Source organism: Aquamicrobium sp. LC103, assembly GCF_001014615.2.
In the GTDB taxonomy this organism is placed as follows: domain Bacteria; phylum Pseudomonadota; class Alphaproteobacteria; order Rhizobiales; family Rhizobiaceae; genus LBCQ02.
Window position 1 is genome coordinate 493,033 of the sequence record NZ_LBCQ02000001.1, and the last position, 20,792, is coordinate 513,824.

The 20,792-nt window shown below is 65.6% G+C and carries 26 protein-coding genes; 9 read left to right on the plus strand and 17 right to left on the minus strand.

Annotated features, from left to right (window positions below):
- Nucleotides 1-10 precede the first annotated feature (10 nt).
- On the plus strand, nt 11-625 hold the full coding sequence (locus tag XW59_RS02390; protein ID WP_047145494.1) for a pyridoxamine 5'-phosphate oxidase family protein: 615 nt from the start codon (nt 11-13) through the stop codon (nt 623-625).
- Nucleotides 626-691: 66 nt separating this feature from the next.
- Here the strand turns inward: XW59_RS02390 and XW59_RS02395 are convergent, their stop codons facing one another.
- From XW59_RS02395 to XW59_RS02420, 6 genes are all read right to left on the minus strand, one after another.
- Nucleotides 692-1,471, minus strand: coding sequence for a succinate dehydrogenase iron-sulfur subunit (locus XW59_RS02395; protein ID WP_047145495.1), 780 nt, complete (start codon nt 1,469-1,471; stop codon nt 692-694).
- Nucleotides 1,472-1,486: 15 nt separating this feature from the next.
- The gene (gene sdhA / locus XW59_RS02400) at nt 1,487-3,319 is read right to left on the minus strand and encodes a succinate dehydrogenase flavoprotein subunit (protein WP_047145496.1); all 1,833 of its coding nucleotides are present in this window, start codon (nt 3,317-3,319) and stop codon (nt 1,487-1,489) included.
- A gap of 24 nt (nt 3,320-3,343) precedes the next feature.
- Complete coding sequence (sdhD, locus tag XW59_RS02405) at nt 3,344-3,727, minus strand: succinate dehydrogenase, hydrophobic membrane anchor protein (protein WP_047145497.1); 384 nt, start codon at nt 3,725-3,727, stop codon at nt 3,344-3,346.
- 2 nt (nt 3,728-3,729) lie between these two features.
- Complete coding sequence (gene sdhC / locus XW59_RS02410) at nt 3,730-4,134, minus strand: succinate dehydrogenase, cytochrome b556 subunit (RefSeq protein ID WP_047145498.1); 405 nt, start codon at nt 4,132-4,134, stop codon at nt 3,730-3,732.
- A 265-nt stretch (nt 4,135-4,399) separates the two neighbouring features.
- A complete protein-coding gene (locus tag XW59_RS02415) occupies nt 4,400-4,753 on the minus strand; it encodes a hypothetical protein (RefSeq protein WP_052958135.1) in 354 nt (117 codons plus the stop codon).
- Nucleotides 4,754-4,832: 79 nt separating this feature from the next.
- Nucleotides 4,833-5,297, minus strand: a complete 465-nt coding sequence (locus XW59_RS02420; RefSeq protein WP_047145499.1) for a GNAT family N-acetyltransferase — start codon at nt 5,295-5,297, stop codon at nt 4,833-4,835.
- Between the two features lie 157 nt (nt 5,298-5,454).
- On the opposite strand from XW59_RS02420, the gene XW59_RS02425 reads away from it, so the two are divergent.
- Both XW59_RS02425 and XW59_RS02430 read left to right on the plus strand, forming a co-directional pair.
- The gene (locus XW59_RS02425; protein ID WP_047145500.1) at nt 5,455-5,817 is read left to right on the plus strand and encodes a hypothetical protein; all 363 of its coding nucleotides are present in this window, start codon (nt 5,455-5,457) and stop codon (nt 5,815-5,817) included.
- A gap of 8 nt (nt 5,818-5,825) precedes the next feature.
- Nucleotides 5,826-6,635 carry a hypothetical protein gene (locus XW59_RS02430; RefSeq protein ID WP_047145501.1) on the plus strand — a complete coding sequence of 270 codons (810 nt, stop codon included), beginning with the start codon at nt 5,826-5,828 and terminating at the stop codon, nt 6,633-6,635.
- Here XW59_RS02430 and XW59_RS02435 read toward each other — a convergent pair.
- From XW59_RS02435 to rimM, 9 genes are all read right to left on the minus strand, one after another.
- Nucleotides 6,607-7,815, minus strand: coding sequence for a GGDEF domain-containing protein (locus XW59_RS02435; protein WP_047145502.1), 1,209 nt, complete (start codon nt 7,813-7,815; stop codon nt 6,607-6,609). The two genes, XW59_RS02430 and XW59_RS02435, sit on opposite strands and share 29 nt — an antisense overlap.
- A gap of 95 nt (nt 7,816-7,910) precedes the next feature.
- Nucleotides 7,911-9,119, minus strand: a complete 1,209-nt coding sequence (locus tag XW59_RS02440; RefSeq protein ID WP_136068184.1) for a GGDEF domain-containing protein — start codon at nt 9,117-9,119, stop codon at nt 7,911-7,913.
- Between the two features lie 131 nt (nt 9,120-9,250).
- A complete protein-coding gene (gene leuC / locus XW59_RS02445; RefSeq protein WP_047145503.1) occupies nt 9,251-10,660 on the minus strand; it encodes a 3-isopropylmalate dehydratase large subunit in 1,410 nt (469 codons plus the stop codon).
- Nucleotides 10,661-10,894: 234 nt separating this feature from the next.
- Nucleotides 10,895-11,410, minus strand: a complete 516-nt coding sequence (locus tag XW59_RS02455) for an MgtC/SapB family protein (protein WP_047145504.1) — start codon at nt 11,408-11,410, stop codon at nt 10,895-10,897.
- A 116-nt stretch (nt 11,411-11,526) separates the two neighbouring features.
- Nucleotides 11,527-12,048, minus strand: coding sequence for a GNAT family N-acetyltransferase (locus XW59_RS02460; RefSeq protein WP_047145505.1), 522 nt, complete (start codon nt 12,046-12,048; stop codon nt 11,527-11,529).
- The gene (locus XW59_RS02465) at nt 12,045-12,866 is read right to left on the minus strand and encodes a class I SAM-dependent methyltransferase (RefSeq protein ID WP_047145506.1); all 822 of its coding nucleotides are present in this window, start codon (nt 12,864-12,866) and stop codon (nt 12,045-12,047) included. Before XW59_RS02465 ends, XW59_RS02460 begins: the two co-directional genes overlap by 4 nt.
- An 89-nt stretch (nt 12,867-12,955) precedes the next feature.
- Nucleotides 12,956-13,462 (minus strand): 50S ribosomal protein L19, encoded by a 507-nt coding sequence (gene rplS, locus XW59_RS02470; protein ID WP_047145507.1) that lies wholly within the window; start codon nt 13,460-13,462, stop codon nt 12,956-12,958.
- 189 nt (nt 13,463-13,651) lie between these two features.
- Nucleotides 13,652-14,377: a tRNA (guanosine(37)-N1)-methyltransferase TrmD gene (gene trmD / locus XW59_RS02475; protein ID WP_047145508.1), complete on the minus strand. Its 726-nt coding sequence runs from the start codon at nt 14,375-14,377 to the stop codon at nt 13,652-13,654.
- Entirely contained in the window at nt 14,374-14,973 is a 600-nt protein-coding gene (rimM, locus tag XW59_RS02480) for a ribosome maturation factor RimM (RefSeq protein WP_047145509.1), read from the minus strand. The genes trmD and rimM overlap by 4 nt, the downstream gene beginning before the upstream one ends.
- A gap of 120 nt (nt 14,974-15,093) precedes the next feature.
- Here rimM and XW59_RS02485 point away from each other — a divergent pair, with 120 nt between their 5' ends.
- From XW59_RS02485 to XW59_RS29245, 3 genes are all read left to right on the plus strand, one after another.
- Complete coding sequence (locus XW59_RS02485; protein ID WP_047145510.1) at nt 15,094-16,032, plus strand: tyrosine recombinase XerC; 939 nt, start codon at nt 15,094-15,096, stop codon at nt 16,030-16,032.
- Between the two features lie 62 nt (nt 16,033-16,094).
- The gene (locus XW59_RS02490; protein WP_047145511.1) at nt 16,095-17,165 is read left to right on the plus strand and encodes a TraB/GumN family protein; all 1,071 of its coding nucleotides are present in this window, start codon (nt 16,095-16,097) and stop codon (nt 17,163-17,165) included.
- Between the two features lie 109 nt (nt 17,166-17,274).
- Nucleotides 17,275-17,442 (plus strand): hypothetical protein, encoded by a 168-nt coding sequence (locus XW59_RS29245; protein WP_170990092.1) that lies wholly within the window; start codon nt 17,275-17,277, stop codon nt 17,440-17,442.
- Nucleotides 17,443-17,597: 155 nt separating this feature from the next.
- On the opposite strand, the gene XW59_RS02495 is transcribed toward XW59_RS29245, so the two are convergent.
- Together XW59_RS02495 and XW59_RS29770 are read right to left on the minus strand one after the other, a co-directional pair.
- Nucleotides 17,598-18,632 carry an aspartate-semialdehyde dehydrogenase gene (locus XW59_RS02495; protein ID WP_047145512.1) on the minus strand — a complete coding sequence of 345 codons (1,035 nt, stop codon included), beginning with the start codon at nt 18,630-18,632 and terminating at the stop codon, nt 17,598-17,600.
- 113 nt (nt 18,633-18,745) lie between these two features.
- A complete protein-coding gene (locus XW59_RS29770) occupies nt 18,746-18,868 on the minus strand; it encodes a hypothetical protein (protein WP_281406216.1) in 123 nt (40 codons plus the stop codon).
- 142 nt (nt 18,869-19,010) lie between these two features.
- On the opposite strand from XW59_RS29770, the gene XW59_RS02500 reads away from it, so the two are divergent.
- The 3 genes from XW59_RS02500 (at nt 19,011) to XW59_RS02510 (ending at nt 20,779) form a co-directional block, all read left to right on the plus strand.
- The gene (locus tag XW59_RS02500) at nt 19,011-19,406 is read left to right on the plus strand and encodes a DUF6152 family protein (protein ID WP_047145513.1); all 396 of its coding nucleotides are present in this window, start codon (nt 19,011-19,013) and stop codon (nt 19,404-19,406) included.
- A gap of 140 nt (nt 19,407-19,546) precedes the next feature.
- Entirely contained in the window at nt 19,547-19,882 is a 336-nt protein-coding gene (locus tag XW59_RS02505) for a hypothetical protein (protein ID WP_246665973.1), read from the plus strand.
- Nucleotides 19,883-19,939: 57 nt separating this feature from the next.
- On the plus strand, nt 19,940-20,779 hold the full coding sequence (locus tag XW59_RS02510) for a UDP-2,3-diacylglucosamine diphosphatase (protein ID WP_136068188.1): 840 nt from the start codon (nt 19,940-19,942) through the stop codon (nt 20,777-20,779).
- Nucleotides 20,780-20,792 lie beyond the last annotated feature (13 nt).

Genomic DNA, 20,792 nt, shown 5'->3' on the forward strand with positions numbered 1-20,792 from the left:
GAGGGGAAGAATGGAATTCATCACCACGCGCGAGGCGCTGCGCTCGCACTACAAGCAGCCGGGCGATGGCGCGGTGCGCAAGGAGCTTCGGCTGCTCGACGGCCACAGCCGCTCCTTCATCGCGCGCAGCCCCTTCGTGCTCATCGGCTCGTCCGATGGGGCGGGCAACGCCGATGTGACGCCGAAAGGCGACAAGCCGGGTTTCGTGGCGGTGCTCGACGACAATACGCTCGCCATTCCCGACCGGCCCGGCAACAACCGGCTCGACACCTGGGAGAACATCATCGCAAATCCGGCCGTCGGCCTGCTCTTCCTCATACCGGGCATGAACGAGACGCTGCGCGTCAATGGCGACGCCCGGCTGACGGTGGACGAAGGCCTGCGCGCGAAGTTCGAGATCGACGGACGCCTGCCGCTCAGCGTCCTCGTCGTCACGGTGAAGGCCTGCTACATGCATTGCGCCAAGGCCTTCATGCGCTCGGAGCTGTGGAAGCCGGAGACCTGGCCCGACCGCTCGAAGCTGCCGACGCTCGGCGAGATCCTGCGCGACCAGCTCGCGCTTTCGGAAAGTGCCGCCCAGCTCGACGATTCGCTCGACAAGGCCTACCAGAGGTCGCTCTGGTAGAACGCAAAGCGCCGGCACGAGGCCGGCGCCTTCCAATTCGGGTTCCCGCTTTTCGGGGATCATCCGCTATACGCGGCGTTCCACCATCATCTTCTTGATCTCGGCGATCGCCTTGGCGGGGTTCAGGCCCTTCGGGCAGGCCTGCGTGCAGTTCATGATGGTGTGGCAGCGATAGAGCCGGAACGGGTCTTCCAGATTGTCCAGCCGCTCGCCGGTGGCTTCGTCGCGGCTGTCGATCAGCCAGCGATAGGCCTGCAGGAGCACGGCGGGGCCGAGATAGCGCTCGCCGTTCCACCAGTAGCTCGGGCACGAGGTCTGGCAGCAGAAGCACAGGATGCACTCGTAGAGGCCGTCGAGCTTGGCGCGGTCCTCGTGGCTCTGCCGCCATTCCTTGGCCGGCTCCGGCGATACGGTCTGCAGCCAGGGCTGGATCGAGGACAGCTGCGCGTAGGGCACGGTGAGATCCGGAACCAGGTCCTTCACCACCGGCATATGCGGCAGCGGATAGACCTTGACCGCGCCGGAAATGTCGTCGGCACCCTTGGTGCAGGCGAGCGTGTTGGTGCCGTCGATGTTCATCGCGCAGGAGCCGCAGATGCCCTCGCGGCAGGACCGGCGCAGCGTCAGCGTCGGATCGACCTTGTTCTTGATCCACAGAAGGGCGTCGAGGACCATCGGCCCGCAATCGTCCATGTCGACATAGTAGGTGTCGACCCGCGGGTTCTCGTCGTCGTCCGGCGACCAGCGGTAGATCTTGTACTCGCGCAGATTGGTGGCGCCGTCCGGCTTCGGCCAGGTCTTGCCGGCATTGATGCGCGAGTTCTTGGGAAGGGTGAGTTCGACCATGTTCGTCCCTTACGATCAGTAGACCCGCGCCTTGGGCGCGATCTTTGCCGGGTCGATGCCGCCTTCGTCATAGGACAGCATGGTTTCGGTGTGGACGGGGCGGTAGTCGAGCGTGACCTTGCCCGCCTCGTCCACCCAGGAAAGCGTGTGGACGCGCCAGTTGACGTCGTCGCGCGAGGCGAAGTCCTCGCGCGCATGCGCGCCGCGGCTCTCCTTGCGCGCCTCGGCGCCGTAGACGGTGGTGATGGCGCAGGCCATCAGGTTTTCCAACTCCAGCGTCTCCACCAGATCCGAGTTCCAGATCATCGAGCGGTCGTGGACCTTGATGTCGGGAAGCTCGCTCCAGATCTCGGAGATGCGGCGGCAGCCCTGCTCGAGCGTTTCCTGCGTGCGGAAGACGGCGGCGTCCTCCTGCATGGCGCGCTGCATCTTCTCGCGAAGCTCCGCGGTGGGCTTGGAGCCGTTGGCGTGGCGGATGCGGTCGAAGCGTTCCATGATCCTGTCGACGGCGGTTTCGTTGATCGCCGGGATCGGACCTTCGCGGTCGATGACCTGGCCGGCGCGGATCGCGGCGGCGCGGCCGAACACGACGAGATCGATCAGCGAGTTGGAGCCGAGGCGGTTGGCGCCGTGCACGGAAGCGCAGCCCGCCTCGCCGACCGCCATCAGACCCGGCTGGATGCGGTCCGGCTGGTCCTTGGTCGGGTTGAGCACCTCGCCCCAATAGTTGGTCGGGATGCCGCCCATATTGTAGTGGACCGTCGGTAGCACCGGGATCGGCTCGCGGGTCACGTCGACGCCCGCGAAGATCTTGGCGCTCTCCGAAATGCCGGGCAGGCGCTCATGCAGGACGGCCGGATCGAGATGGTCGAGATGCAGGAAGATGTGGTCCTTCGCCTTGCCGACGCCGCGGCCCTCGCGGATCTCCATCGTCATGCAGCGCGAGACGACGTCGCGGGAGGCGAGGTCCTTGGCCGACGGCGCGTAGCGCTCCATGAAGCGCTCGCCCTCGGAATTGACCAGATAGCCGCCTTCGCCGCGAGCGCCCTCGGTGATCAGGCAGCCCGCGCCGTAGATGCCGGTCGGATGGAACTGCACGAACTCCATGTCCTGGAGCGGCAGGCCCGCGCGGGCCACCATGCCGTTGCCGTCGCCGGTGCAGGTGTGGGCGGAGGTCGCGGAGAAGTAGGAACGCCCGTAGCCGCCGGTGGCGAGCACCACCATCTTGGCGGCGAAGCGGTGGATGGTGCCGTCGTCGAGGTTCCAGGCCACGACGCCGGTGCAGACCCCGTCGGTCATGATCAGGTCGAGCGCGAAATATTCGATGAAGAACTGCGCGTTGTTCTTGACCGACTGGCCGTAGAGCGTGTGCAGGATGGCGTGGCCGGTGCGGTCGGCCGCCGCGCAGGTGCGCTGCACGGGCGGGCCGTCGCCGAAATTCTGCATGTGGCCGCCGAAGGGCCGCTGATAGATCTTGCCTTCCTCGGTGCGCGAGAACGGCACGCCGTAGTGCTCGAGCTCGTAGACGGCGGCCGGCGCCTCGCGCGCCAGATATTCCATCGCGTCGACGTCGCCGAGCCAGTCGGAACCCTTGACGGTGTCGTAGAGGTGCCACTGCCAGCTGTCCGGGCCCATGTTCTGGAGCGAGGCGGCGATGCCGCCCTGCGCCGCAACGGTGTGCGAGCGGGTGGGGAAGACCTTGGTGATGCAGGCCGTTTTCAAGCCCTGCTCGGCCATGCCGAGCGTGGCGCGCAGGCCGGCGCCGCCGGCTCCCACCACGACCACGTCGAACTTGTGGTCGACATAGCGATAGGCGCCGGTCGAGGCTCCCGGCTTGGGCTGGTTCATTCTCGTTTCTGCCTTGGCCACGCCTCAGCCTCCGAATGCGATCTTGAGCAGCGCGAAGATCGAAGCCGCGCCGACGATGAGGGGAAAGAAGGTGTTGAGCATCAAGAGGACGACCTTGAAGAGCTCGTCATGAATGTAGTCCTCGATGATCACCTGCATGCCGAGCTTCATGTGATAGAGCGCCGAAAGCAGCATCAGGCCGAGCAGCAGCGCCACGAACGGGCTGCCCAGCGTCGCGCGGACCTCGGCATAGCCGGCGCCGCTGAGCGAGATGATCAGGCCGACGAAGAACAGGACGAGGAAGAGGTTGGAAACCGCGGTGAGGCGCTGGCGCCAGAAATGCTGGGTGCCGTCCTTCGCGGAGCCGAGGCCGCGTACACGGCGAAGCGGGGTACGGAAATCCGCCATGATCAGGCTCCTCTCGCGAGATAGAAGACGACCCAGAGCAGGATCGTCAGCGCCACCGATGCCACGATCGAAGCCTGGGCGAAGCGGGTGGCGGTGTGTTTCTCCAGTCCCACGCCGGTGTCCCAGATCAGATGACGGATGCCGCCCAGCATGTGATGGATCAGCGCCCAGGTGTAGCCGAACAGGACGAGCCGGCCGAACCACGAACCGTAGACGGCGCTGACGGCGGCGAACCAGCTCTCGGACGTCGCGGCCGCGATCAGCCACGCGGCCACCAGCAGGGTGCCGAAATAAAGCGCGCCGCCGGTTATGCGATGCACGATCGACATCAGCATGGTTGGAATCAGCCGGTAGACCTGAAGGTGCGGCGAAAGTGGTCTGGCGCGGGTGGCTGCGGATTTGCTCATGGCTCCCCCAATCTGGCGGTCGCGGGCTCCGGAGCGGCTGCGATGCTGCAATGCCCGCCTGGATTGCGACCTCTTGGCTGCCGGCTTTCTAATGCGCTTTTTGCACCGCGTCAAAGCCGGAAAACCGCTTGGAACCGATGGCTTAGGCGGAAAATGTAAATGGAGGGGAAACCGGCCGCGCGTTCAATCGATTGAAGCGCCGGCAGGGCGCCGCGCTGCGATCCTCAAGGGCGAATCACTTGTCGAATTTCTTCGCCCGCGCGATTCAGCGCTTGCAGTTGAGCGGCTCCCGCCCGGCCTTCATCCACAGCGCTTCCGGACCTTCGAGAACCAGCGCGTAGCCTCCCTCGCCATAGCGGTTGTTCTGGGTGGGAGGCGATGCGGGCAGGCTGATATTGTCGCCCTCGACATCGACGATCGTCACCGAATTGGTGCGGTTCTCGATCGACATGTCGCCGCTGTCGCCGCAATGGTAGGTGGCATAGCGGGGCTGCGACTGAGCTATTTCCTGCGTGGATTTCTCCTCGCTGTCGGCGACGCATCCCGCAACGACGAGGACAGACGCGATCGCCAGGGTCAGACGCGCCGCGAGCGACGTCGTTGTTCGATTCGATGTCATGGCGCGAAGAGGTAGCCGCTTCGGGCATGAAAATTCAACCCGCAAACGATCACGTTGCGCAACGGCAGGTGGCAGAGGGTCACTTCGCCGCGTCGAAGCGGATCATGAAGCTGGTCCAGTCGGCAGGCACGGCGATCTGCTCGTAGAGCTTGCGCCCGTCCTCCGGCTGCCGCGGCGCATTGAGCACCAGCCGGGACCAGCCGCGATCCTCGGCCTGGTCGGCAAGCAGGTCGACCAGCGCCTTGGCAATGCCTTTCTTGCGATGGTCGTGATGCACATAGACATGGTCGACCTGACCGCAGCGCAGGCCGGTGACGGGATCCGGGAGGTCGGTGAAGATGGTGAAGCCGACGAGCTCGCCGTCGAGGCGCGCGCCCATCACCTCGGCGGTGCGATCCTGGAGGAGGCCCTCGGCGTAGAATTCGTCCGGACGCCGCGGCGCACCGCGCTTGAGCGCCTGGGCATAGGCGGCGAGAAGCGGCGCCAGGTCGTGCGCGTCCTTGAGGCGCAGCAATGCTATTTCGACGTCGTGCTGCTCGGCCATGGCTCGTTCCTCATGTTCGAAGCCCTGTCTTCCGCGAAATTAACCATGTTTGTCAATTGCGTCCCGACTTTCGGCGTCTGGCCGGTGACAAGGGTTAAGAAAAGGTTAATTTTGAGGGGAAGGAGGCCGCGCCGAACTCGTTCATGGAGCCGACAGGATGCGCCTGACCAGAAAAGCCGAATTCCGCGCGGGCCTCGCGGCCCTGGCGCTCACAATCTCCGCAATCGGCATGGCGAATGCCGGAAGCCTCTACGAGGATCAGGTCCACGCCGATTCGTTCGGCAATCTCGTGGTCTACAGCTCGGCGGGATACAAGCGCATCCTCGTCGGCAAGGGCTATGCCGCGGAAAGCTACAACCTGACCGGTTCCTATCACGAGCCGGAAATCCTGCTTTATGACGCGCCGCCCCCGCAACGCCGTCTGCGCTGCAGCCGCTATCCGGTCGTGCTGCATGGCCGAAGCTACATGTACGGTCTGCCGAGGAACGTGGTTCCCGTACCGACAGGCATCTGCAGGTGACGACGTCCATGTCCGCGAGCGCGCCTATGGGCATCCGCCGGGGCGGACCGGCGGCCGGCGCGACACGTTATCTCAGGCGCTTCGACCGAAACGGAACGATGCGATGGGCGGCGCGTGGCGCGCTTCTCGGCGTCGCCGCGGCGCTGGCGATCGAGGCGGGAATGGTTCCCGACCGGGGAAATCCGGCGGCGGCGATCGAAACGGCCGTCCATGAAGCGGCACCGCCGCTGGGTCTGCGTGCCGGGGAGCCGCTGCCGGCCTCCTTTCTCCAGCCCGCCACGGCGAACGGAGAGTTTTTCCAGCCGATGCGCTTCGAGCTTGCGGCCGCAGGCGTGCTTGCCGCCCGGGGCAGCATCGGTCCCGGCGCGGCGGGGCGGCTCGACGCGGAGCTTCAGGCGCGGGGCGGGCAGGTGAGGGCGATCGCCTTCGATTCGCCCGGCGGCTCCCTCGACGACGCCATGGCGATTGCAAGATTGATACGCGAGCGCGGCATCGACACGCGTGTCGCCGACGGGGCGATCTGCGCGTCCTCCTGTCCGCTGGCGCTCGCCGGCGGAGTGGCGCGCAGCGTCGGCGCCGGGTCGCGGATCGGACTGCACCAGTTCTATGCGGACATGGCGGCCACGAGCTCGGCGCAGGCGATGTCGGACGCCCAGATGACGACGGCGCGCATTTCCCGCTATCTGGCGGAGATGGGCGTCGATCCGGCGCTTTGGCTGCACGCGCTCGATACGCCGCCGCAATGGCTCTATTTCCTGTCGTCCGAGGAGATGCGGAGATACCGCCTGGTCACCATGCCGGAGGTGGCTGGCCGCTAGAGGCTCTGCGGCGGTCGGTCTCCAGCGGGATCAGCGAAGTCCTCACGCAATCGCGCCCCGCGCGCTTCGCTTCATAAAGCGCGGCGTCCGCTCTCGCGAGGAGGGCGGAAGCGGACTCGCCCGGCTGAAGTTCCGCCACGCCGAAGCTCGCGCTGAAGCGCTTCCTCGCAGGCAGGCCCTCCATGCGAAGCTGGCCGAAGACGGAGCGCGCGCTCTCGGCGAAAAGCCTGCCAGCGGCAAGATGGCTGCCCGGCAGAAGGGCGGCGAATTCCTCGCCGCCGATCCGCCCGATCAGGTGATGGTCCGTCGACGCCTCCTTCAGTATGGAGGCGAAGACGGCGATCAGCCGGTCGCCGGCGGCATGGCCGAACGTGTCGTTGACCGACTTGAAATGGTCGAGATCGCAGATCACCAGCGTCATCGGCACACCGACGGCGCTCCTCGCGACCATCTTCTCCAGACGCTCCTCGAAGCCGCGCCGGTTGAGTACGCCCGACAGGGGATCGGTTTCCGATCTCGCGGTGACGTCCCGCAAGATGTCGATCATCAGCATCGTCATCAACAGCAGCGCGGTGGCGACCGCGAGCACCGTTCCCATCGACTGCGAGATGAGCGCGTAGGTCGTGCCGAGATAGGATTGCGGGTCGGCGCCGATGCCGCCGACGAGCGTGGCAAGGGCGGGCTTCGACAGGAAGTGCACGGCGCTGAAGAGCAGGAAGCCGGCGAGCGCATAGTCGAGCGTGCGGCGCGTGCCGGCCTTGAGGACGATCCATGCGCCGATCGCCTGCATTACGAAATAGGGAGCCTGATAGAGGAACATGCGCAGTACGGATTCGCGCGGCATGTCCTGCGTGACCATGGCGACGGCCACCGAGGCGACGTAGGCGCCGGCCATGAGGTAGCCCGGCACCCGAACCGCATATCTTCGAGCGATACCGACATTGAGGACCGTCAGCGCGGAAAGGAAGGCCAGATAGGCGACGAGCGCGGGCATCCGCACCTCGGTCATCGCGGGGAGCAGGAATTCGCCGGCGACGTTCACCATGCCGAAGGCATAGGCGGCGGCGAACCAGCGCGCCGAGGCGTAGTGCCTGTCATAGAGCGCGATCACGACGAAGAAGGCGCAGAACAGACCCGCGATGAGCAGGTTTATGATGACCACGACACTCGCGCCGCTCATGGACGGTTCCCCAGCATTACCCCAGGGGCAATGTCGCCGAACTCGCCAAAGAACAGGTTAACATGATCGCGTTTTGGCAAGGCCCGCCGGAAGTGTCACGCCCTGTCGGCCTCAACCTCGGCCTCGGGCGCGGACTGCCCGCCGGAAAGCTCGCCAGCGCTGACGCGCACCCGGTCGCGACCGGCCTTCTTGGCTTCGTAGAGCGCCCGGTCGGCGCGGGCGGAGAGATGCGCCAGGTTCTCCGTTGCCATCAGTTCGGCCACGCCGAAGCTCGCGGTGAAGCGCAGATCCGGCGGCAGGCCGGGGATGGAAAGCGTCGCGAAGGCGGCGCGCACGCCCTCGGAAAAGAGGCGCGCCGTGCTGACATTGGCTCCGGACATGAGAATCGCGAACTCCTCGCCGCCGACACGGCCGACGAGATGCTGGTTCCTGAGCGTCGCGCGGATGCATTCGGCGAAGGTGGCGATCACCTTGTCCCCGCATGCATGGCCATAGGTGTCGTTGATCGACTTGAAGTGATCGAGATCGCAGGCGACCAGCGCGACCGGCATGTGCTTGCGCCGCGCATGGGAAATCGCCTCCAGCGCACCTTCCTCGAAGCCGCGGCGGTTGAGCAGGCCGGAAAGCGGATCCGTCAGCGATTCCCGGCGCAGCTCGTCGAGAAGATCGATGGCGATGGCGGTGACGAGGGACAGGGCGAAGGTAAGCAGGAAGAGCGCGGCCGAGGACGTCAGCGTGATCCAGTAGAGCGATTCATAGAAATGTTCGTAGCTCAGATAGGACGGCTCGAGCCAGGTGGTGATCAGCGGCCTGGGGAAGAAGGTAAGCGCCCAGAAGGCGATCACCCCGATCAGGAGATTGTCGATCGGCTTCCTGTTCGCGACCGCGCGTATCTCGGCCGCCAGAACGAGGCAGATGCCGCCGAAGGCGAAATTGACGATGTAGATGCGCCAGGTGATGTCCGGGTCGACATAGAGAAACCACGAGAACATCGCCAGCGCGGGCAAGGCGATGAGGAAGAGCGCGCGATAGGGCGGCTTGCGCCTGTACCGCTCCAGGCAGCCGACGCTCAGCGTTATGCTGGCCAGCACGAAGAGCGTGTTGGAGCAAAACCGCGCCACCGAGGCGCCGAACGGGACGGCGAAATACTGCATGAGAAATGCAAAGGCCAGAGCGACGAAGCCGACGCAGAGGATGGCGATGTAGCGACGATGGCGTTGCTGTTTCCAAAGCACGAAGAATGCCGCCGAAAAGACCAGCGACATGCCGGGATTGATCAGCGCTATGAAAACGCTTTTGTCCAAATCGCCCGTGCCCACACCTATCGAGACGGCGAGCTTAGACCTGAAGGAACAACAAGCAGTTAAATGAAAACCTAGAAATCAAAAGGTCCGACGCCGAAGGGCGATCGCCGCCCGGCGCCGGACCATCCGGTTCAATTCCAGTCGCGGATGTCGACGAAATGGCCGGCGATCGCCGCCGCCGCCGCCATTGCCGGAGAGACCAGATGGGTGCGACCCTTGAAGCCCTGGCGACCCTCGAAGTTGCGGTTCGAGGTCGAGGCGCAGCGCTCGCCCGGCTTCAGCCGGTCGTCGTTCATGGCGAGGCACATGGAGCAGCCCGGCTCGCGCCAATCGAAGCCCGCGGCGATGAAGATCTTGTCGAGACCCTCGGCCTCCGCCTGCTCCTTGACCAGCCCCGAGCCCGGAACGATCATCGCATCGACGCGCGGATTGACGGTCTTGCCCTCGACCACCTTGGCGACGGCTCGGAGATCCTCGATGCGGCCGTTGGTGCAGGAGCCGATGAAGACGCGATCGATCTCGATGTCTGTGATCTTCGTGCCGGGGGTGAGGCCCATATATTCGAGCGCGCGTTTCTTGGAGTTGCGCTTGTTCTCGTCGGCGATCTCTTCCGGATCGGGAACGGCGCCGGTGACCGAGGCGACGTCCTCGGGCGAGGAACCCCAGGTGACGATCGGCGGCAGCGAGGCCGCGTCGAGCACCACGACCTTGTCGAAATGCGCGCCCTCGTCGGTGTGCAGCGTCTTCCAATAGTCGAGCGCCATGTCCCAGGCCTTGCCCTTCGGCGCTCGCGGCTTGTCCTTCACATAGGCGAAGGTCGTCTCGTCCGGCGCGATCAGGCCGGCGCGGGCGCCACCCTCGATCGACATGTTGCAGATCGTCATGCGGCCTTCCATCGACAGCGCGCGGATCGCCTCGCCGGCATATTCGATGACGTAGCCGGTGCCGCCGGCCGTGCCGATCTCGCCGATGATGGCGAGCACGATGTCCTTGGCGGTGACGCCGGGAGGAAGCTGGCCGTCGACGCGCACCAGCATGTTCTTGGCCTTCTTCTGGATCAGCGTCTGGGTGGCGAGCACATGCTCGACCTCGGACGTGCCGATGCCATGGGCGAGCGCGCCGAAGGCCCCGTGGGTGGAGGTGTGGCTGTCGCCGCACACGATCGTCATTCCAGGCAGGGTGAAGCCCTGTTCCGGTCCGACGATGTGGACGATGCCCTGGCGGACGTCGTTCTCCGAATAATACTCGACGCCGAAATCGGCTGCGTTCTTGGCCAACGCCTCGACCTGGATGCGGCTTTCCTCGTTCTTGATGCCGTTCTTGCGGTCGGGCGAGGTCGGCACGTTGTGATCGACGACGGCAAGCGTCTTCTCGGGCTGGCGGACCTTGCGGCCCGACATGCGCAGCCCCTCGAAGGCCTGCGGGCTCGTCACCTCGTGCACGAGGTGACGGTCGATATAGAGCAGGCAGGTACCGTCGTCCTGCCGGTCGACCACATGGTCGTCGAAAATCTTGTCGTAGAGGGTACGCGGTGCGTTCATTTTCTTACATCCGTCGATGCGTCAGGGATAGGAAGGATTGCCGGCCGGGACCGGAAAAGCGGCGAAATCAGCCCGCGCGGGCAAGCAGTGCGCCCGAAATCCAGGCAAAGAAACGCGACGGCAGGCGCTTGTGGTCCTGCAGCACGAACCTCTTATAGGCCGGATTTCCGAAGAGTTCTTCCATGGGAGTGCTCATACCAGCCTTTTGCCGCTCCGGCAATCGGCCGGCCCGGCTCAGCGCCCGCGGCTTTCATTGGGACGCGCCTCGGCCCCGTTCCGTCTTGCGAGAAGCTTTTCGAGCTGGTGCATCAGCCCGAGCACCACAACCGCGAGCAGGGTGACGAAGGCGGCGATCTGCCAGAAGCCGAGCCCGCTGGAGAGCCCGATCGATCCGGCGAGCCACATTCCGGCTCCCGTCGTCAGGCCCTGGACCTTGCCTCTCGCGAAGATGATCGTTCCCGCGGCGAGGAAGGCGACGCCGGCCGTGACCGCCTCGATCAGCCGGATCGGGTCGAGGCGGGCCGAATTTTCGTCGAACTGCGTGCTGTGCACGATCTCGATGCCGAGGACGGCGAAAGTGGCGGCGGCAAGCGACACCAATATGTGCGTTCTCAAACCGGCCGGATGGTTGCGCCATTCGCGCTCGAAGCCGACGATCGCGGCAAGCACGGCGGCGAGCATCAGCCGCGCCGCGATGACGCCGAAGGGCAGCCAGGTCGAATGGCCGATATCGTCCAGGATTTCCTGCATGCCGCGTGACCCCTAGCCCATGACACCGCCCGCCCGAAGTCGATTTCTAACGCGCCGTCACCCCATCCGTTCCCTGGGCGGCCGGGTCCGCATCGGGCGAGGCCATGGCGGCCGGCTCAGCGTCCGGGGCGCAGGTCTATCGCCAGAAGCTCTTCATCGAAATATTGGCCGTCGATCAACAGCGCGTCGCGCTCGAGCCCATAGGGCTGGAAGCCGAGCTTGCGGTAGAGCCGCCGCGCCGGTTGGTTGTGCGCCGCGACCGTGCACTGGAGGATGACGCCGAGGCCGCGCGCGTGCTCCATCACCGCCTCGACCAGCGCGCGGCCGGAGCCCGACCCGCGCCATTGGGGTACGACATAGACGGCGACCATGGTGGCCTTGTGGCGCATCTTGATCCGCTGGTTCGGCACGTAGCCGGCCATGCCGACGAGTTCCCGGCCCGCGAAGGCGCCGAACATGGCGCCCGGCGGCGGCGGAGCGACGCGCATCTCGATCTCGTCATCGGAAAGCCGCGCCTCCTCCTCGACGCTCGCGCCGAAGGATTGCGGGCTCTCGGCAAGTCCGGCCAGCCGCAATCTGCGGCAAGCCTCAACGTCCTGCCTCGTCAGGATCCTGATCGCTGCCGGCGTGCGGTTCATGGGCCCTTCCTTGTCGCGCCGATGGAAAAGGACATCGGGATACGCGGCATGCCGGCCGGCAGCACGAACTGGTCCTCTCCCGCCTCGACCAGATCGGGGAAGGCGCGCCAGACGACGATCTCGTGCTCGTTGAGGAAGTCGATCGACATGCCGGCGGTAATCAGCGCGTTGACGACGTCGCCGATCGGATGGATCCATTCGTAATGAAGGCCGTTCTTCACCGGCCGCTCGTCGCCCGTATAGGTCTGAGCGTCGTCCCAGTGAAGCGGCTCGGCCATGGGCGTGCGCCAGCCATATTCCAGTTCCAGCCTGCCGTTGCGCGCCTCGTACTGGAGCATTTGCGGGTGGCCGTCGAGGAGATAGAGGCGGCCGCCGGGCTTCAGCACGCCGGCCACGGCGCGCGCCCAGGCGCGAATGTCGTCGAGCCAGTTGATCGCGCCCCAGGTGACGAAGGCCATGTCGTAGGTTTCGCCGAGCGCCCGCGGCGCGTCGTAGATGGAAGCCTCGACGAAGCGTGCCTTGGTGCCGGCGCGGGCCGCGAAGTCGCGCGCGGCGGCGAGCGCCTTCGACGAGAAGTCGAGCCCGGTGACGCTCGCCGCGCCCAGATGCTTCAGGCTCAGCGTGTCGAGCCCGATATGGCATTGCAGATGCACGATGTGCTTGCCTGAAACGTCGCCGATTTCGCGTGTTTCAAGCTCGTGCAGCGACGATCCTCCGGCCAGCACCTTGTCGATGCGGTAGGAGCCGGTCGTGTCGGTGGCGTGCAGTTCGGCCCGGTCGTTCCAATTGGCCAGGTTGGCGGCGGTATAGACGTCCAAAGTCCCCTCCCGGACGATAAGCGATGCCAAAAATGAAAATGGCGGCCAGCGGCCGCCATGATCGAGAAACCTGCCGCAAAGGCCAGGTCTTATTCGGCGGTCGCGGCCTTCTCGGCGGCCTCGGCAGCGGCCTTTTCCGCTGCCAGCGCCTCGGCGGCGGCGATCTTCTCGGCCTCGATGCGAGCCTTCTCGGCGTTGAGCGCTTCGCGCTCCGCGTCGTTCAGCTTGCGGGCGCGCACGCCGGTGTTCTCGGAAATGCGGGCCGACTTGCCGCGGCGATCGCGCAGATAGTAGAGCTTGGCGCGACGGACCTTGCCGCGGCGCACGACTTCCACGGCCTCGACCAGCGGCGAGTAGACCGGGAACACGCGCTCCACGCCTTCGCCGTAGGAAATCTTGCGGACGGTGAAGTTTTCCTGGAAGCCCGAGCCGGAGCGGGCGATGCAGACGCCTTCATAGGCCTGCACGCGGGTGCGCGAGCCTTCGGTGACGCGGACCTGCACGCGAACGGTGTCGCCGGGCTGGAATTCGGGGAGCTTGCGCTTTTCTTCGATCTTCGCGGCCTGCTCGGCCTCGATCTGACGGATGATGTCCATCGCTAACCTCTTCTTGTTCTTCGAACAGCCAGAGCGCTCTACGCTCGCCTCGCAGTAATCTCGACCGCTTGGCTATGTTCTGCCGATAACGAGACCGACAAGACAGGAGCGAATAGTCAGTAATTGTTGACGGGTCCGGAAGTCATCTCCGGGCTTCGAGCGGCCACATACACCTTAAAAGGCCGTTTGTCACGGCCCGGCGCGTCCTTTTTTTGAAGCCGCAAGAGCCGTGCCGGCCTCCAGCAGGTCCGGGCGGCGCTCCCTGGTCAGCCGCCGCGCCTCCTCGCGCCGCCATTCGGCGACGCGTGCGTGATTGCCCGAGGTGAGGATTTCGGGAATGCCGCGTCCTTCGAATTCCTGCGGCCTCGTGTAGTGCGGATGCTCGAGCAGCCCGCCCTCGAAGCTTTCCTCCGCGCCCGAGGCCTCGTTGCCCATCACGCCGGGCAGGAGCCGCACCACCGCGTCGAGCAGCACCAGAGCCGCCGGCTCGCCGCCCGAAAGGATGTAGTCGCCGATCGAGACCTCCTCCAGCGCGCGCGCCTCGATGACGCGCTGGTCGACGCCTTCGAAACGTCCGCACAGGATCACCGCGCCGGGGCCGTCCGCAAGCTCGCGGACGCGCGCCTGGGTCAGCGGCCTGCCGCGCGGGCTCATCAGCAGCTTCGGGCGCGCGTCGCCCTGGGGCGCGGCGTGATCGATGGCTTTCGCCAGGATATCGGCGCGCATGACCATGCCCGCGCCGCCGCCTGCCGGCGTGTCGTCGACGGTGCGGTGGCGGTCGCTGGCGAAATCCCGGATCTGCACTGCTTCAAGCGACCAGGTGCCCTCCTCCAGCGCGCGGCCGGCGAGCGACATGCCGAGCGCGCCCGGAAACATCTCCGGATAGAGCGTGAGCACGGTCGCGCGAAAGGTCATCGATTGCCTCCGGCCGATTTCGAGCCACGTGGCCGACCCTTCGGCTGCCGCAGGGGCCGATCCTCGGCATCCTCCTCATCGTTCCCGATCAGCCCGGCAGCGGCGCTGTCGAGCTGGACGAAGCCTTCGGTCACCGAAACCGTCGGAATGGCGGCGAGCGTGAACGGCACCATCACCGCGCGGCCGCCGGCGAGCTTGACCTCGACGATGTCGCCGCCGCCGAAATTCTGGATCGACGCCACCTTGCCGATCGCCTCGCCGGTCTCGTCCTTGACGGACAGGCCGACGAGGTCGGCATGGTAGAATTCGTCCTCATCGAGATCGTCGGGCAGCATCGAGCGATCGACATAGAGCGCGGTGCCGGTCACGGCCTCGGCCGCGCTGCGGTCGGTGATCTCCTTGAATCTCGCCACCACCACCTCCTTGGCCGGGCGCAGATCGAGAAGGGTGAAGCGGCGCCCGTCCTCGGCATGGAGCGGACCGTAGTCGCCCAGCGCGAGCGGGTCGCCGGTGAAGGTCTTCACCCGTACTTCACCCTTTATGCCGTGCGGCGCGCCGATCACGGCCATCTGGATGGGGTTCTTAGGTTTCGCCATGGATCGCGGCTCCTTCCGGCATGTCTGTAGCCGCGAGAGAGTGGCTTTTCAATCGCGCTCTCTTCACCTGCCGCTAACGCCTCGGGCGCAAGATGCGGGGAACACGAAGGTTTCGCACTCATGGAAGAATTCCTCATCTCCGCCAGGCCCGATCTGCAGGAGGCGCGCGCCGAATGGCTGAAGACGCTTGCCAACGAGCGCCGGCTGGCGATGCTGACGGTGGATGCCTACGAACGCGACACGCGCCAGTTCCTGCAGTTCCTTACCGGCCATTGCGGCGGCCCGCCCGGCCTCTCCGATATTGCAGAACTGAAGCCGGTCGACCTGCGCGCGTTCCTCGCCCATCGCCGCAATGGCGGGGCGGGTGCCCGTTCGCTGGGGCGCGGGCTTTCCGGAATACGCTCCCTTCTGCGCTTTCTCGAGCGCCGGGGCATGGCGAATGCGGCGGGTGCCGTCGCGATGCGCGCGCCGAAGCAGCCCAAATCGCTGCCCAAGCCGCTGACGGCGCAGGACGCCAAGCGGGTGGTGGCCGCGCGCGAGCAATTGGCCGAGGAGCCCTGGATCGCGGCGCGCAACGCGGCGGTGCTGACGCTTCTCTACGGCTCGGGCCTGCGCATTTCGGAGGCGCTGGGCTTGACCGGGGCCGATCTCGCGCAGCCGTCGGACACGGTTCTGCGCATCGTCGGCAAGGGCGGCAAGACGCGGCTGGTGCCGATCCTGCCGGTGGCGCTGCAGGCAGTGGCGGAATATCGCCGCCTCTGCCCCTACCATCTTTCGCCGGAAGCTCCGCTCTTCCGCGGCGCGCGCGGCGGACCGCTCGCTCCGGCGATCATCCAGCGCGAGATGCAGAAGATGCGCAGCGCTCTCAACCTGCCGGACACGGCGACGCCGCACGCGCTTCGTCACTCCTTCGCGACGCATCTACTGGCGCGCGGCGGCGATCTGCGCACCATCCAGGAACTGCTCGGCCATGCGAGCCTTTCCACCACGCAGGTCTATACCGGCGTCGACACCAGCCGCCTGCTCGAAATTTACGACGCCGCGCATCCGCGCGCCTGACCGCGTCAATTTTCGGGTCCTGCTTAACGGTTTCGCCGCTTTTGCGGAGCTAGATAGCCGGCATGAAACAAGCCCGTTCCATCGCCGACCGCGCCGCCGATCTGACGCTTCGTCTCATCGCCGCCTTCAACCTGCTTTTCCTCGCGTGTTTCCTGATGGTGACGATGCTCGCCGTGTCGAAGGCGCGCGCCGAGGAGACGATCGCCTGCGCCGGCACGGATCTCTTCACGAAAATGGAGCGGGACGACCCCGAAAAGCTCGCTGGTATCCGCGCCGAGGCCGCGAAGACCGAGAATGGCGAGGCGGTCCTTTGGAAGGTCGAGAAGGAGGGCAGGGCTCCCTCCTACCTATTCGGCACCATGCACATGTCCGATCCGCGGGTCGTGAGCCTGGGCGCCCGGGCACAAGAGGCGTTCGACACTTCCTCGACCGTCGTCATCGAAACGACCGACGCGCTCGACCAGGCGAGGATGATGGCGGCTCTGGCGCGCCAGCCGGAGTTGATGATGTTCACCGACGGAACGACGCTCTCGTCGCTGATACCCGAGGAAGACCGCGATGTTTTCGCGGCGGCGCTGAAGGAGCGCGGCATCCCGCCGGCGAGCATCGAGAGGATGAAGCCGTGGATGCTGTCGGCGATGCTGGCGCTGCCGGCCTGCGAGATGAAGCGCAAGACCGCGGGCGCGCCGGTCCTCGACGCGAAACTCGCGGCCGACGCGCAGCTTGCCGGAAAGTCGCTGGCGGGGCTGGAGACGGCCGCCGACCAGCTCGGCGCCATGGCGTCGCTGCCGATGGAGTTCCACGTCCGCGGGCTCGTCGACACGCTCAAGCTCGGCGACGAGATCGAGGACGTGATGGAGACGATGGTCGTGCTCTACACGAAGGGCGAGACCGGGATGTTCTGGCCGTTCTTCCGCGCGGCGCTGCCGGGCGCCGACGACGAGGCCGCCGGCTATGCCGCCTTCGAGGAAACGATGGTGACGGCGCGCAACCGGACGATGGCGGAGCGGGCCGCCCCGATCATCGACGAGGGCGGCGCCTTCGTCGCGGTCGGGGCGCTGCATCTGCCCGGCCGGGAGGGTCTCGTGGCGCTGTTGCGCGCGAAGGGTTACAGCGTCACCGCCGCGGAATAGCGGCTTTCCACCACGGCCGAGGTTTCGCCGCCCACAACAAAGCGTGATTTGGTGGGTCGGCAATCGACTGTTAACCTTCCCTTGCGTCACGCAGCGAAGGAGACAGACGATGAAGACAGTTCTCGTACTTGCCGCCGCTTTAGGTCTTTCGGTTTCGGCAGCTTCGGCCGCATGCTCGGGCCACAAGAACACCACCGCCTCGACCGATCAGACCACCGTCGCCAGCATTTCCGGCGACGCGTCCAGCGACGGTCAGGTCAAGAAGGAAAAGAACTAAGCTTCGGCCTTGATGCCGTAACGCACCCGGCGCCGCGAGCACGCGGCGGCGGGTTCTTTGCATGCGGCGGCCGCCTTTAGCGATTGCCGGCAATTCTTCCATGAAACGAAGCGTCCTCGCACGGAGGGGGGATGTTCCCGGCCTCCGTGAACGCGTCAGGCGGCGCGCTTCTTCGGCTGGATCAAACCCTTGGCGACGAGGAGTTCGGCGATCTGCACGGCGTTGAGCGCCGCGCCCTTGCGCAGATTGTCGGAAACCACCCACATGTTGAGGCCGTTCTCGATGGTCTGGTCGTCGCGGATGCGCGAGATGTAGGTCGCGTCCTCGCCCGCCGAATCGAGCGGAGTGACATAGCCGCCGTCCTCACGCTTGTCGACGACGAGGCAGCCCGGCGCGTCACGCAGGATGTCGCGCGCCTCGTCGGCGGTGATCGGGTTCTCGAACTCGATGTTGACGGCCTCGGAATGACCGATGAACACGGGCACGCGCACGGCGGTGCAGGTGACCTTGATCTTCGGGTCGAGCATCTTCTTGGTCTCGGCCATCACCTTCCACTCTTCCTTGGTGGAGCCGTCCTCCATGAAGACGTCGATGTGGGGGATGACGTTGAAGGCGATGCGCTTGGTGAACTTCTTGGCCTCGACGGGGTCGGCGACGAAGACGGCGCGCGTCTGGGTGAAGAGCTCGTCCATGCCCTCCTTGCCGGCGCCGGAGACCGACTGGTAGGTCGCGACCACGACGCGCCTGATCGTCGCCTTGTCGTGCAGCGGCTTGAGCGCGACGACGAGCTGCGCGGTCGAGCAGTTCGGGTTGGCGATGATGTTCTTCTTCGTGAAGCCGGCGATGGCGTCGGCGTTTACCTCGGGCACGATCAGCGGCACCTCGGCGTCGTAACGCCAGGCCGAGGAATTGTCGATGACGACGCAGCCCTGCTTGCCGATCTTCGGCGACCATTCCTTCGAAACATTGCCGCCGGCCGACATCAGGCAGATATCGGTGTCGGAGAAATCATAGGTGTCGAGCGTCTTCACCTTCAGCGTGCGGTCGCCGTAGGAAACCTCGGTTCCCTGGCTGCGGCGCGAGGCGAGCGCCACGATCTCGTCGGCCGGAAAGCCGCGCTCTTCGAGAATGTTGAGCATTTCGCGCCCGACATTGCCCGTGGCGCCGGCAACTGCAATCTTGAAACCCATTCCGGTAACTCCTCAATCTCTCCGCTCGTTTCGCTTGGAGAAAACCCGCTGGCCGCTTTGCGGGTCTCGCCCCCGGGCCGGACCCGGGGAGAGGGCGAGCAGGCCAAGGGAAGTCAGACCGTTTTGGTCGTCGTTTTGGCCGTGGTTTTGGTCAGCGAGACGCGCGCGCGACCGCGCCCGGAGATCATCCGGTCGGATATGTCGAACGCCTGGATAGCCTTCAGCGGGCCGTGCATCTCGATTGTCCCAATTCGCGCTTGGCCTTTTACGCGCTTCCGCACAGGAGTCAATCTGACGCGGCGGCGCGTTCATCTCGAAGTGATTTGACCTCGCGCCCGAGCACCATAGTTTTCAATGAGGGCAGGGAAGGAGGATCGAATGAACATTTCGCCCACGGCGGGCAGGTTGATCGGAACGGCGCTGGCGGCCGGCCTCGCGCTCGCTTCCACGGCTGCGGCGCTGGCGCATCACGGCTGGGCCTGGACCGAGGAAGGCTTCTTCGAGCTGACCGGCACGATCACCGCCATCTATTACGGCAATCCGCATCCGGCCCTCGACGTCGACGCTGAGGGCGAGAGCTGGCGGGTCGATCTCGCCACGCCGCGGGCGACCGCGAATGCGGGCTTCATGGAAGACACGGCAAAGGTCGGCGACGAGGTGACGGCCATCGGAAACCGCTCGCGCGACCAGTCTGAACGCGTGATGAAGGCCGTGCGCATCATCGTCAACGGCGAAACCTACGACGTCTATCCGAACCGGGTGCCGACAAACTGACCGAAAGCATTCTCGACATTCTGGCGGGGATCGAGCGCCTTCCGCTGGTCGGCGCTCTGAAGGTCTCCTTCTACGTTTATCCGCTGGTCAACGCGCTGCACATCCTCTCGATCGGCGCGCTCGTCACATCGGCGATCGTGATGGACATGCGCATCCTCGGGCTCGCTGGATTCGTCGAGCGCCAGCCGCTCATCAGGCTGATGCGCGAGATCGCGATTGCCGCCTTCTCCCTGGCGGTGCTGACCGGGATCGCGCTGTTCTCGATCCGCGCCCAGCAATACGCGACCAATCCGGCCTTCCAGGTAAAGATGATGCTGATCGTCGTCGCCGGGCTGAACTTCTGGGCCTTCAGCCATCTCACGGGCAAGACGGGTGAGCACGAAGCCTACAGCCCGGCCGCCCGACTCCTCGCCGGTCTTTCCGTTTTCATCTGGGTCGGCGTGCTGGTCGCCGGCCGCTTCATCGGGTTTATCTGAGCGCTCGCCCGCGGCGGCGTCATTCGCGTGTCATGCAAACTTGCTCAAAGGCGCGGCATGACGAACGCAGCGATCGATGATTCGATGAGCCATTCGGTAAGCCGCCGCTACAGAACGCTTTTCATCTCAGACGTGCATCTCGGCACGAAGGGCGCCCAGGTGGAGGCGCTGCTGGAATTCCTCAGGCAGCATGACGCGGACACGATCTACCTCATCGGCGACATCGTCGACGGCTGGCGGCTGCGCTCGGCCTGGTACTGGCCGCAGGCACACAACGACGTCGTCCAGAAGCTGCTGCGCAAGGCGCGCAAGGGCGCGCGCATCGTCTACATCCCCGGCAATCACGACGAGTTCCTGCGCGAGTTCTGCGGCACGCATTTCGGCGGCATCGAAATCCATGACACCGCGTTGCACCAGGCGGCGGACGGCAAGCGCTATCTCGTCATCCACGGCGATGCCTTCGACGTCGTCGTCCACCACGCCAGATGGCTCGCCTTCCTCGGCGACTGGGCCTACGAGATCGCGCTGGCGCTCAGCACGCGCATCAACCTGGTGCGCCGCAAGTTCGGCTTCACCTACTGGTCGCTGTCGGCCTGGGCGAAGATGAAGGTCAAGCACGCCGTCAACTTCATCGGCCGCTATGAGGAAACCCTTGTCAACGAGGCGCGGCGTCACAATGTCGACGGCGTGATCTGCGGCCATATCCATAGCGCCGCGCTCCGGGACGTCGAGGGCGTCACCTATCTCAACACCGGCGACTGGGTGGAAAGCTGCACGGCGATCGTCGAGCATGCCGACGGCCGGATGGAACTCATCGACTGGTCGAAGCACAGCGAAACGCTGACGCAGCAAAGAACCGCCGCCGCGCCGCTGTGGCGGCGGCGCGCGGCAGCCTGACCAACGACAACAC